9 protein-coding genes are annotated in these 13,722 nt (G+C 39.3%); 3 read left to right on the forward strand and 6 right to left on the reverse strand.

The features are described 5' to 3' along the window. Positions 1 to 3: 3 nt before the first annotated feature. The 4 genes from eda to CWB85_RS16980 all read right to left on the reverse strand — a co-directional run bounded on the left by eda (position 4) and on the right by CWB85_RS16980 (position 8,528). Positions 4 to 627, reverse strand: a complete 624-nt coding sequence (gene eda / locus CWB85_RS16965; protein ID WP_138555519.1) for a bifunctional 4-hydroxy-2-oxoglutarate aldolase/2-dehydro-3-deoxy-phosphogluconate aldolase — start codon at positions 625 to 627, stop codon at positions 4 to 6. A gap of 31 nt (positions 628 to 658) precedes the next feature. Next, positions 659 to 2,128: a glycoside hydrolase family 28 protein gene (locus tag CWB85_RS16970; RefSeq protein ID WP_138555520.1), complete on the reverse strand. Its 1,470-nt coding sequence runs from the start codon at positions 2,126 to 2,128 to the stop codon at positions 659 to 661. 203 nt (positions 2,129 to 2,331) lie between these two features. Further along, entirely contained in the window at positions 2,332 to 5,358 is a 3,027-nt protein-coding gene (locus CWB85_RS16975) for a TonB-dependent receptor (protein WP_138555521.1), read from the reverse strand. Positions 5,359 to 5,813: 455 nt separating this feature from the next. After that, positions 5,814 to 8,528, reverse strand: a complete 2,715-nt coding sequence (locus CWB85_RS16980; protein WP_016706560.1) for a TonB-dependent receptor — start codon at positions 8,526 to 8,528, stop codon at positions 5,814 to 5,816. Positions 8,529 to 8,956: 428 nt separating this feature from the next. Between CWB85_RS16980 and CWB85_RS16985 the strand changes: the two genes are divergently transcribed. From CWB85_RS16985 to CWB85_RS16995, 3 genes are all read left to right on the forward strand, one after another. Further along, positions 8,957 to 9,715, forward strand: a complete 759-nt coding sequence (locus tag CWB85_RS16985; RefSeq protein ID WP_138555522.1) for a rhamnogalacturonan acetylesterase — start codon at positions 8,957 to 8,959, stop codon at positions 9,713 to 9,715. 75 nt (positions 9,716 to 9,790) lie between these two features. Then, complete coding sequence (locus tag CWB85_RS16990; protein ID WP_138555523.1) at positions 9,791 to 10,789, forward strand: LLM class flavin-dependent oxidoreductase; 999 nt, start codon at positions 9,791 to 9,793, stop codon at positions 10,787 to 10,789. Between the two features lie 195 nt (positions 10,790 to 10,984). Then, positions 10,985 to 11,959, forward strand: coding sequence for a patatin-like phospholipase family protein (locus CWB85_RS16995; protein ID WP_016706557.1), 975 nt, complete (start codon positions 10,985 to 10,987; stop codon positions 11,957 to 11,959). Between the two features lie 43 nt (positions 11,960 to 12,002). Here the strand turns inward: CWB85_RS16995 and CWB85_RS17000 are convergent, their stop codons facing one another. Then, positions 12,003 to 12,866 carry a DMT family transporter gene (locus CWB85_RS17000; RefSeq protein ID WP_138555524.1) on the reverse strand — a complete coding sequence of 288 codons (864 nt, stop codon included), beginning with the start codon at positions 12,864 to 12,866 and terminating at the stop codon, positions 12,003 to 12,005. A gap of 83 nt (positions 12,867 to 12,949) precedes the next feature. Further along, positions 12,950 to 13,660 (reverse strand): AraC family transcriptional regulator, encoded by a 711-nt coding sequence (locus tag CWB85_RS17005; RefSeq protein ID WP_249314902.1) that lies wholly within the window; start codon positions 13,658 to 13,660, stop codon positions 12,950 to 12,952. Positions 13,661 to 13,722: the final 62 nt, after the last annotated feature.

Raw genomic sequence — 13,722 nt, forward strand, 5'->3', positions numbered from 1 at the left:
GAATTAATGGTTATTTAATACCTGAAGGCAAGCTTGGGTTACTTTTTCAAATTGTTTATTATGCACCCACTGTGATTGTGCAATCCAGGTACCACCTACGGCAATAACATTACTGAGCGCTAAGTAGCTTTGATAATTTTGCTCATTAATGCCGCCTGTTGGGCAAAAGCGAATATCAGCAAATACACTGCTCACCGCTTTTAAGAATTGCTCACCACCACATAAAGAAGCAGGAAATAGTTTTTGCTCAGTAAAGCCAAATTCTTTAGCAAGTAAAATATCAGCGGTATTTGAAACACCAGGTACTACAGGGATCGGTGATTGCGTCAGGGCATCTAATAATCGTGGCGATACTGCAGGTGTGACAATAAAGTCACTGCCTGCATTAATACTTTTTGTTAGCAAGCTAGGATCTGTGATGGTACCTGCACCAACACATAATTCTGGTAGTGCTTTTTTAATCGCAATTAACGCATCAAGAGATGCGGGAGTACGAAGCACTACTTCAACTAAATGAATGCCAGCTTTGTGCATTGCAGTAGCGATTGCTACACCTTCTTCTGTACTATTTGCTTGAATAATAGGCAGTATGGGTTGCGTGCCTAATAATGTTGAAAATGCCGTCATACTTTATCCTATTGAAAATCCTAATTAACAATTATTTGTTTAGTTGAGCCATAGTTAACGGCTGTTTGTTCAAAGTGACATTGGTTAAGCTCATATTATTCACATGTGCTACGATAGAATCATCGCCAACGAGGTCAAAGTGACAGTTTGTGAAATGAATATCGCTTATGGGCGCACGTTCAAAGCCATTAAGATAAAACGCTTTACTCAGTACGTTTTTACAATGTAAGTTTTCAATTTGAATGTCACGAACCGTTGGATCGAATTGCCCAGCATCACCTTCTTCATAATAGAAATTGATCACAACAGCGTTTTTAACTGTACCAACTTCAACATTTCGAATGCGAATATGTTCAATTAAACCACCGCGAACTGAATTAGTTTTGATGCGAATAGCACGTTCAAGATGGGGACTATCCATCGTACAGTTTTGTACAAAGACATTGTTTACACCGCCTGATATTTCACTACCAATAACAACCCCACCATGACCTTCTTTCATATGACAGTTTTCAATAACAATATTTTGGGAGGCAACAGCTACACGACGGCCATCGGCATTACGACCAGATTTAATTGCGATGCAATCATCGCCCGTATCGAATACACAATTTTTAATGTGTACCAGATCGCAGCTTTCTGGATCGCAACCATCAGAATTAGGTCCATGGCTGGAAAAGTTCACGTTATCAACCGTAACACTTTGGCATAAAACGGGGTTAACTAACCAAAACGGTGAGTTTTTGATTGTCACTCCTTCAATTAAAATGTTTTTACATTTATAAGGCTGTATAAAAGGAGGGCGTAAATAAGCACCGGTACTGTAAATGCGTTCACGAACAGGTACCCCAGCTTCAGCATCAGCCATTAGCAAATCTCGAGCTTGGCGTTGATGAAGCACATTGCCTTGCTTATCTTTAATTAAATCCCAATGGCCTTCTTTATGTGGCCCTTTCCAAGGCCACCAAGTTTGATTATCGCCATTGCCTTGTAATGTGCCTTTACCCGTGATGGCGATGTTTTCTTGTTCATAGGCATAAATAAGTGGTGAATACCCCATCATTTCAAGGCCTTCCCAGCGCGTAAATACTTCTGGTAGGTAATGTTTAGGATCTGTACTGAAACTAAGTATGGCATTATCTGCTAAGTGTAGATTAACGTTTGAAAGTAAATGAATAGCGCCTGTGAAATAGCGGCCATCTGGGATATATACCTGACCACCTCCTTGTGCGTGGCAGGCTTCAATGGCGCTTTTAATTGCATGTGTACAATCGAATTGGCCATTTCCTTTAGCACCAAAGTCTTTAATATTAAATACCTTATTTGCAAAGCTAGGAATAATAATCGCGGCTTTTATATCTTCAGCTAATTGCCAATCATCTGCACTGATTGGTGCATCAAAGGCCGTTAATAATGGTGCTGATTTACAGCCAACTAAGGTTGCAGTTAGTAAAGTACTTGAGGCTAATGCTTTTAAAAAGTACCTGCGTTGATTGTTCATAAAAGTTCCTGCTGAATTATTACTCTCTAAATCAATGAGAGGTTTTATTATAGAGCTAAACAATAACAGTTAATGCCACCGGTGGCAATGTGGTTTTTGAAATTTTTAATGGTTATTTTTTAAGTGACGAATGCGTATTTGCGAAAATAATCGGTGATAAAAACCACCGATTATGCAGGGGAGAGTATTGAAAAAACAAAGTACTAGAACGAGCCTCTTAAACCGAAGATAAATTGACGGCCCGTTGACAAGTTTTCATAAGGGCGTTTAGTGTAAATATCATTCCATTGATCTTGTGAGGCATCAGTTAAATTTACAGCTTCAAAGTTAATGCTTAAGTTTTCACTAATGTTATAGCGGCTTGAAAAGTTAAGTTTGGCTTTAGCATCGTAACCACGAACAAATGTTGACTCATCAGCGTATTCACTGAGGTACTGCTTATTGTATTCACCTCTGTAATTATAAGAGAAGCGTGCAGACCATTTATCTACTTCATAGTAAAGTGTTAAGTTATACGTGTTTTTTGATGTTTCTTCTTCAACCAAATTAAGTTGCGTGCCATAGAATGGGTCTTCAATGTCTCGCGTGTAATCTATGTAGGTATAGTTTGCTTGTAATCCAAGGTTATTAAATGGCTCAGGCAAAAAACTAAAAGGTTGTTGGTAAATAAACTCTGCTCCCCACATATTTTCAGGAGGAGTATTGGTAAGCTGAGTTACTTGCCAAGTTATTGTACTTGGATCTTGCGAACCAATATCGATGCCTAATTCATCAAGTTGTGCTTGGGTGAGTACTTGATCTGAAGACGCTTTTGTTAAGCCAGAAATATCCTTAATAAAAATAGAGGCAGCCAGTAATGACTCTTCATCAAAATACCATTCTAAACCTGCATCATATTGTTTGGATTTATAAGGTTCAAGTGTCGGGCCTGCACCCATTTTTATTTCTGCACTGGGGTCTTCTGCATCGGGGACATTAACACTAATTGCTGAACTTAAATCAGATAACTTAGGGCGTGTTATGGCATGTGAATAGCTAAAGCGGGCAATTAACGCTTCTGTTAAGTCATACGCTAAGTTCAACGAGGGTAAAAAATCATCACCTTTACTCACTGTTGTGCGCCAACCATAACCATTAGCATAATTAGCACCATCACCAAAGCCTGCAGTGTAGCCATCTTTATAAATATGATCTAAATTAACAATTTTGCTGGTATTTTTGTTATCAATATAGCGAACGCCAATATTACCGCGAAGTTCACGATCAAACACGTCATTGATAAAATCAAGTTGTAGATAGGCAGAGGTTACTTCTTCTTTTATATAATAGGCCCGTTTATATTCTTCTTTTGCCTCAAAGAAAGAGGCATTGCCAAAGGCATTTATAGCAGCGCTATAATCAGGTGTTAACCACGTACTTGTTACTAATGTTGAAGTACTTGGGATATCAACGTTATTACCAAAAGAGACTCCCAATTGATCTAAATTCGTTGCAAATAAACTCCCATTGATAAGCGCCGGATCTAGATCAACAACTTGTGTTTCGGCACTTTTACCGCTGGTTTTATTGGTTTCTTTATCAAGCTGTTTCCATGCATTTCTAAAGTCATGTTGCTCAGTAATAAATGCGCGCTTACCGACACCAAACTTAAGTGTAAGCTCAGAGTTAAACTCATAGGCTAAATCAACTTTAAACGAGCTATTTTCACTTTCGATAGTTTGTGCTCGGTTACGTGTTAGGCCCATTGTATAGTTATTAGCATCAAGCATTTGTTGTTGAATTTGCGCTTGAGTGTAAGTGCCGCCCGGTTGTTGTCCCGCAGCAAAAGCGAAGGAGGGGGTATTTGTCGTCATAGTGCCATTACCTATGGCGACTCCACCAGTATTATTGATGAGCATTAATGGATCAATATTACCATCATAACTATAAGCCACCGTTGATCCTTCACTGTCTAATGCAAAAGTGCGTGTGTAGGGAATGTCGAGGTTTGACCTTCCTTTACCAGCTAAAAAGCTGAGGCTTAATTGATCATTAATAAACCAGTCTCCGGTTAAAGTAACTTGATCAAACTGCGATTCTGATTTGTCTTCACGGGCTTCTGAGCGGATCACTGCGTTAGAAAAAGAGCCTGCAACGATGGTATTACTTTCATCAGTATAAATGTTTTCAGGGACAATATTTTTTTGATCGCGTAATAACACCGAATATTGATATTCTTCCATTGTCGTATCTAAATCGGCATGTAAAATATCTAAGTTCAGCGATAAATTATCTGTGGGGGCGTATTGAAAAGCCGCTGTTGCACCTAAACGTTTTTGATCTTTAGAAAACACTGAGTAACGTGGAATGCGTGGTAAATATAAGCCATCCAAGTTATCGTCAGTGTAATTACCATTTTCCATTAGAATAGTTTTTGGGCTGGCGGTTAGATAATTAGTTCCACCTGCCTGATTAACCGGTAAGCCATCTGCTGAATAGTTTGGATTGTTAACAGTCCAACGTACCGTGGTCGGGCCTTCACTTTGCACTGTACCGCCAGAATAAGCCACAGAAAATAAAGCACCAAAAGTGTTATCCCAGTTATTGCTAAGCATAAACGATGCTCGAGGGGCTAAATCTTCAGATATTTCATTGTAGCGACCATTTACGCTATACGCGCCTTTAAAGCCGTCATATTGAAAAGGGCGTGCCGTTTGTAAGTTTACATTTCCTGCTATGCCGCCATCTTCTAGCTCTGCTGATGAGGTTTTATTAATATCGATTTGTGTGAATAACTCAGATGCAAATACATTATAGTCAAAAGCACGAGATGTATTAGAGCCGCCTGCGCCATCTGTCGCTGCACCAGCAGAAGCTGACTCCATGCCATTAATAGTTGTTTTTACATAACGAGCACCTAAACCTCGTACAGTGATCTGGCGACCTTCACCAGCATCCTCTTCAATTGAAATACCAGGCACACGGGCGAGAGAATCAGCGACATTAAGATCAGGGAATTTACCAATATCTTCAGCAATAATGGTTTCTTTGGAACCTACGGCAAAACGTTTTGAATTTAATGCGGCATTAATTGAACTTCTATAGCCCTTAACTTGTATTACTTCAATATCAGTGTCTGTTATTTCATTATTCTCTTGTGCAGCAAAGCTTTGTCCGCACGTTATTGCGCCACTTAAGAGTAAACAAGACATGAGCTTATTTAATTGAAAATTATGTGTGCTGGTTGTCATATTGGGTCCATCAAGAGTCATTGTTATTAAATTAACACAAGCAACAGTGTTAATGATCATTATTAGATTGCTTATCTTTTCTGTAACTCGTACCTAAGTCACTAATCACACACAGGAAAGCGATCGTGTGTTTAGTTAATTATTCCTCTGCCACCGGTGGCAATTAAAGGTATAACCAATTTCATTAGTTGTCAAACTATAAATTACATCGTTAACAGTTCATTCACACAAGGTGCTTCTTTTGTGCTGCTCAAAAAATAACAGTAAATATATTGATTTATTAAGGTTCATTAGAAGGGGGGGGGGAAATGTCACTTTCAATAATATTAAAATGGCCATTGTAGAGAAGCGTAACAAGCTTGCCAAATTGGGCTGGCAAGCTTGCTACAAAATGGGTATACAAACGAGTATGTTGAATGTCTATGGTTGTGTAAATGACCACAGACAAACACTACTTATAGGTTATAGCGTATACCTAAGAAGAACTGTCTTCCTGTGTGGTTATATTCGCGAGGTAAATCTAACGTACCATCACCTGTAGTATAAAGGCGCTCATATTCATCGGTCAGATTAATACCTTCTAATGTCACAGTTACATTTTCAGTGATGTTATAAAATGCTGAAAGGTCGAAATGAGTCGGCCCTGTGGTGGCTTCCTCTGCATTCCCATTATTACCTGTATAATCAGTAATATAGTTGTCACGTTTATTCATTGATGCACGTATACCGTAATCTTCTACTTCATAGTACAAGGTAAAGTTATATGAATTTTCTGACAAGCCAGTAATTTCACCTGCAGAAACATAGGTATAGTTTGAAACTAAGCCTGTATTTTGTAAGAAGCCAGGTAAGAATGTGAAAGGTTGTTGATAAATCAGCTCTATCCCTTTTATTACAGTGCCTTCACCATTAACAGGTACATAGTGTGTGTATGGCGTTGTACGTGGATCGAGTGCACTTGATGGGTCATATTGTGGATCGTTATCAATAAAAGGTAAGTAGGCAGGATCAACTAACTTTTCTTCAGTATCACTGGTGATGAACGAGCCTATGTCTTTATAAAACACGGTTGCTGCAAGTAACGACTCTTCTTCAAAATACCATTCAACACCAAAGTCAGTATTGGTCGAGGTGAATGGGTCTAAAAATGGGTTACCTGCACTAACAGTACCATTTAGATAAGAAAATGATGGGTTACCCGGGTTTAATGAACTTAAGCTCGGACGTGTCATTGTTTTAGACAAACCAAGCCTTACAATAACATCGTCAGTTGCATCAAGTGCTAAGTTTAATACCGGTAACACGTTGTCATAGCTATTCTCAATTGAAACGGGGTCTGTTTGAATAAACCCTGTAGAGGTTGTTTCAGTTTTAACATAGCGCACACCTGCGTTGGTACGAAGTAACATATCGGAAATTTCATATTCAAAATTTGTCTCGATATAGGCAGCCATGGTTTCTTCTTCTACTTTCCAACTCTGTGCACTGCGCGGTACCCACTCTTTAACCAACAGCTGTGAGTTGATGGCATCAAAATCAGCAACTAAAAAAGGTGATAAACTCCCATCATAGCCAGTACCAAAATCATCGTATGGGATCATATGGGAATACCCAACAGCAGAATCTTGATCAGGAAAACCATTAATTTGCGACTCATCATAGCTGACGGTTCTATCATTATAAGCAATACCACCTTGTATATTCATACTGTCTAGCTCATAAGATAAATCAATTTTTGCAGTATCATTTTCTCTTAATACATCGGTTGCTCTTAAGCGGCCATCGGCTAAATCAAATGAGCTGGCATCTAATGTGTCATAGTCATAATCCATAGTCGCTGTATTATTAGTGGTGCCAAAGTCCATTGACACTCTATGAGGTGTGTTATTGGTCATATTATAACGATACTGCTCAGAGCGAGCATCGGATTCAGCTGTACCCACCATGGCATCTAACGTTAGGTAATCAGATAAATGGTACTTTCCTGATAACACATATTGTTTAAATTCTGTTTTTGAAATTTGCTGGCGACTTTCAACGCGAGATTTTACACCATTAAAAGTTGCAGCTTGGATCTGCTTGCCGTTTTCTGCCACGGTAATTGACTCAGGAGTGATCTCGCTGAAAGTATTTCTAAACATCTCAAAAAAGTTGTACATAGTACGGTCATTATCGAGTGTGCTGTGCAGCGTATCAAGGGTAATCACAAGATCGTCATTTGGTGCATACTGTAATGAACCTGTAAAACCTAAACGGTCTTGTTCATTACCAAAAAAGTCAGGACGCGGAAGACGTGGGGTATATAAACAGTTTACGGCATCAACCGTTTGTCCTTCGAACTCACAGTTTCCAGTATTTGTCGCGCCTATAACTTCAGTATTAGAAGTATCAGCATAAATGCCACCACCATCTAGAACCGGCGTTGTCCAACGCACTGTACCAAAACCTTCTTGGCGCACTGTGCGCTCAGATTTAGCAACTGAGAATAAAACACCAAACGTATCATCAGCAAATGTATTACTGATCATAAACACCATGCGTGGGTCTACTTCTTCTGTTAAGTCGTTGTAACCGGCTTGTGCTGATGCAGCAACATGAAATCCTGTTGAATCAAAAGGGCGTGCAGAATACATATCTACCGTACCTGCGATACCGCCTTCTTCTGTAGCTGCGGTAGGGGTTTTTTGAATATCAACACGATTAAATAGCTCTGATGCAAATATATTAAAGTCAAAAGCGCGGCCTCCATTTACACCCCCCCCTGAATCGGTTCCGTCTGTACTTGCTGGGACTTCCATACCGTTGAGTGTGGTACGGGTAAATGCCGGGCCTAATCCACGTAACGTGATCTGACGGCCTTCGCCGCCTTCACGCGAAATCGCAACCCCAGGGATCCGTTGTAACGATTCTGCAATGTTAAGATCTGGAAACTTACCTATATCTTCAGCAGCAATAGATTCAGTGGTATTCACTTCAAAGCGTTTAGTTGCTAATGATTTATTTAATGATGATCTAAATCCAGTGACTTGAATGAGTTCGATATCACTGTCTGCTTTGGTGGTATTTTGCGGCTGTTCATCTGCTGCCATTGCATAAGAGGTGGATCCTAACAGTAAGGCACTTATGAGGTAGTTTAATGGCTTTAGCGCGAATTTACTTGCAGTCTTCATTGTGTGTTCCTTTTTATTACATACGTAATATTATGCTGTTGATTTGTGCTTTTGTTTTTATTTTGCCACTTATGCATAAGCCTATAATTATAAATAGGAAATGTAATAACCTTTGGTGTTAATAAAGCTAATACATCAATTTGCTACCGGTGGCACAAGTAGCAACCTATAGCTTATTTTACTGATTGTCAAACGCAAAAAATTACATTTTTCATTGTTTATTTACATTTATGTTACCGAAAAACGGTATCACCAATTACGAAAATTTAATTTAGCACTATGATTTTACTTATCATTTGCCACCGGTGGCAGTTGGTGTTATGTTTTAATTTACGTAAGTCTTTACTGAAAATATTTTTTATTTACGCGTAAAAAATAATTTCAGCCTAGCTAAAACTGATTTATTTAAACAAGATAGAGTGAGTAGAATGGGTAAATTAATAGCAGTTATACTTTTTATCATGAGTTTTTCGAACATGGCAGCAACCAATAAAATACAACTTTTTATGGCAGGGGATTCAACCATGTCGATTAAAGAGATCAAAGATTACCCTGAAACAGGGTGGGGGATGCCATTTAGTATATTTTTTAATGATAATATTGAAATTAAAAATCGTGCTAAAAATGGCCGCAGTACGCGTACTTTTATTAGTGAAGGGTTATGGGTCGGTATTATCAGAGAACTCAATAAAGGTGATTATGTTATTATTCAATTTGGTCATAATGATCAGTCTAAGCATAAAATAGATCGCTACACGTCTCCAGAACAATACAAGCATAACTTGAGCAACTTCATAGCTGATGTGCGAGCTAAGCAGGCATTCCCATTATTGATGACTCCGGTAACACGTCGTTATTTTAATGACGAGGGGAAAATCAAAGATACGCATCCTATCTATGCTGATATTGTCAGAGATGTCGCCCGTGAAACTGGGGTTGACTTTATTGATATGGAGCGAGTAACACAGCAGCATTTTCAAGCGATGGGAGAATTGAACTCACGCTTGCGCTTTATGCATTTAGATGCAGGGCTGCACCCTAATTACCCTATTGGTGTTAAAGATGATACTCATTTTAATGAATTAGGGGCAAGAGAGGTAGCACAACTTGTGTTACGTGAAATGCGAAACCTACAACATCCATTAGTAATGCAATTACGCACACCAGATCCAAAGCACTTAAAGTAAGTTGAATTTTGATAATCAGGACCCATTACTGAGGTACGATTTAATGAATTTAATCAAACTCTGGTAGGAGTAAGCATGCCTAAGCTCGCAGCAATCCCGTTTTCGTTACTTGAACTAAGCCCGATGCAACAAGGTTCGACAGTTTCAAGTACACTTGCCAACAGTGTTGCGTATGCACAAAGAGCGGATGAACTGGGTTTTAATCGCTTTTGGATGGCTGAGCATCACAATATGCCGGGTATTGTGTGTGCTGCAACATCGGTATTAATTGGTCATATTGCGGGTCAAACACAAAACATTCGTGTTGGAGCAGGTGGCGTAATGTTACCGAATCACCCACCACTTATCGTTGCGGAACAATTTGGTACGCTTGAAAGTTTATACCCGGGTCGTATTGATTTAGGGTTAGGCCGTGCCCCTGGCAGCGACCACATAACCTGCCGAGCACTTAGGCGCGATGAGCGCAGAGCTGAAAATTTTGCTGATGAAGTTACTGAACTGCAATCATTACTAGGCCCAAGTGATGGTGTATCCCCAGTACGCGCAATACCTGGCGAAAACACTAATGTGCCCATTTGGTTGCTCGGCTCTAGTTTATACAGCGCCCAATTAGCGGCTAAAAAAGGCCTGCCTTATGCGTTTGCAGGGCACTTTGCTCCACGCTTTGTTTATGATGCTATTGCGTTATATCGTCGTGAGTTTCAACCATCAAATGTTCTTGATAAGCCCTATGTAATGTTGGGGTTACCTGTTGTTGTAGCCGATACCGACGAGCATGCCGCATTCTTATCAACCACCTCAAAACAACGTATTTTAGCTTTATTAAGAGGTGATCCATTATGGTTAACACCGCCTGTAAAAACGATGGATGGGCTTTGGAACACGCAAGAGCAAGCACAGGTTGAAAGCTTTTTAGGTTTGTCGGTGGTGGGCGGCCCTGTGACTGTTGCTCATAAATTAAAGATGATAGCCAAAGAGCTTGGTGTTGATGAGTTTATTTTTACTAATGACTTATATGAAAGTAAAGATAGACATCGCGCACTTGAAATCTTATCAGACCTAAAAAATAGTTAAATTAACCAAGACTAAATTAAGCAGGCATACATTTAATTATTGTTATGCTTGATCTCACTAGACAGTACGGTGATCATCCTGATTTCCGTTCTGTTTTATTAATCAATTCAATTTATATAATCAATTTTAACGTTTATATAAAACTCATTAAAATAAAGGTATAAACCAGCAAAATTAATCAAAGGAAGGCCGACAGTGAAACCTCAAGACGCTACAATCTCAAACACGTTCAATAAAACAGCATTGATCGCAGAAGGGGGTGGGCAGCGAGGCATATTTACAGCCGGCGTGCTTGATGCGTGGCTTGAGCACAATTATGACCCCTTTGATCTGTTTATTGGTACCTCCGCCGGCTCACAAAACTTAACGAGTTTTTTAGCGCGTCAAAAAGGCTACGCTAAACGCCTCATTAGAGGTTTATCACGGCATAAACGGTTTTTTCAGCTTGGTCGTGGTTTACTTGGAAAAAGCATTGTCGATCTTGATTGGTATTTTGATAAAACCACCGAGTTTAACCGTGCCCTTGATTTTAAAACAGCTAAATCTAGCTTAGGTCAAAGAGAGTTGTTGATCACAGCCACAAACGCACGTGATAGAAAACCATACTTTTTGACACCAACTGGTGAGGCGCAGCAGTGGCGTGAGTTACTAAAAGCGTCAAGCGCGTTACCGTTTTTATATAAGCAAGGTGTTAGATTAACCCCTTGGTTTGATAAAACAGCTGCAAATGAAGCGTTAGACTGCGAAACATGTTCGTTAGCCGATGATGACTTCTTTTTGGATGGGGGGCTTGCTGCGCCATTGCCTGTAAGAGAGGCTTATAATCGCGGTGCGCGCAAGATAGTTGTTATTCGTACCGTTGATGCCAGTTTGCCAATACAATCAGCTTGGGTGAATAAACTGAAAACCTTTGTGTGCGCATCAGGTTACTGCCCTAAATCACTCGATTATCTACTACAGCATGAGCAGGCTTACTTAGACGAATTAAACTTTATGGAAAACCCGCCTGAAGATCTCGAAGTAATACAGATTTTTGCTGGCAGCAAATTACATAGTAAGTTACTTGGCAGTACCGATGCAGATTTACGTAATGACTACAAATTAGGCCTAGCGGCGGGTAATTGTTATTTAACTGAGCAATATCAGCAAGCTGACAAATACTACGGTTAATCATCCTGTTATAAACTAACAGCACTTTAAAATTACAGCGAGTCTATATGGGCTCGCTGTTTTTATTACTTGCGGGTTTAACATTACTAATAGCCGCGCCGACTAATACAAAAGCTAAGGCAAATACAACCGACCAGGAAAAACTAATCTGTTTAGCTAAAACCAATATAATGGTAGAGAGCAGCGGCGTTAAAAAGCTTAACGAAGCCAATAATGTTTTATTACCTCGTTTTAATGCACTATCCCACAAATAAAATGCGCCACCTACAGGTCCTAAGCCGAGCAGGACAACGCCAAGTAATTCATTAACAGTAAAACTGATGACCGTAGTTTCAAAATAAATATGTGCTAAAAAGGCAAGTGCTGCAACATAAAGTGAAAGCCAACCTATGTCATCAACTTCATTATCAAACCCAGACATCATAAATGAGTAGCTAGACCAAAGCAGAGCACAACTTGCAGCAAAAAAATAACCTAGCCAATACTGTGTACTGATAGAAAAGCCACTGCCGTCTGAAATTAAAAAAGCGATACCTATAAATCCGAGCAACCCACCCAAAATTGCATTTAACTTACTTGCAGCTTTAGCCACAAATACGCCTAGTAGCAGCGGCCACAAATAAACGATTAGGCTGACTTCTATGAGAGGAGCGTATTTCAAAGCCATAAAATAGCAAAAATGAAAACCAAATAACCCTGTTATGCCGATCACAGTTTGCGTTAAACTAAGTGTTGGCGCAGTAAATAAAGCTTGCTTACTGAGCACTCTTTTTATGAATAACAATAAAAAAGAGATAAAAAAACACATAAACAGTAACTGAAAAGCCGGTATAGACTTTGTTAAATTGCCCAACAGCGCTAATGCACCCCACAAAATAATTGCTAATATCCCTAAACTGGTCGACATATAAAACTCATTGTTAAAATTTGATAGTTTGAGTTTAGCAATTGGTCAGTAAATTAATGTGCTATAAAGTCGGTTTAGTTGGCTTAAAGGTGCCTTTTTAACTCCCGCGGTGTTTGTTTATAATAAAGATTGAATGCACGGCTAAAAGCCGATGGATCTTCATAACCGACCCGTTGGCCAATAATCGCAATAGGTAAGTCAGAATTACACAGCAGTGATCTTGCGTGCTCCATTCGTAAACGAGTTAAATATCTAACAGGACTTGTATGCAGGCATTGTTTAAAAACCGTTTTAAACTGAGTAACACTCAAACAGGCGGTATCTGCCATATCAACCAGAGTATAGCTATTAGCTAAATTATTTTTTAACAATAACAGCACATTATTAATACGAGGATCGATGTAGTTGCCAGCAGTTTGTTGACTAAGTAATAGTAAAAAAAGCTCAAATGCTAAATGACTCTCATCATCAGCTGCTTTGCTATGTAATTGTTTATCAATGAAGTTTAAGTAACTCATTAATTTGTCATCAATGGTAAAGCAAGGAGATGGCATCGTTAGTAGATTAGTTGGTAAGTTATCTAGATCAGCGACGATAAACCGCGCGTTCTCATCAGACTTAAATGCATGCAGTTGCTTTTTTTTGATCACAATACATTGCCCCACACCTACGCGAGCTGCAACATTAGCTACTTCAATTTCAATATAGCCGAACAAGGGCAGTACAAGCTGATGATAGTCATGCTGGTGGCTTTGAATTGTGCGGGTGTAGTATCTAACAGATAAACTATTCATAAACATGATATTAATATAAGCAATGCTCACTATGATGAAGCTAATAGTAGTGGGTTGTAAAC

Source organism: Pseudoalteromonas sp. S1727 (genome assembly GCF_005886375.1).
GTDB classification, from domain to species: domain Bacteria; phylum Pseudomonadota; class Gammaproteobacteria; order Enterobacterales; family Alteromonadaceae; genus Pseudoalteromonas; species Pseudoalteromonas haloplanktis.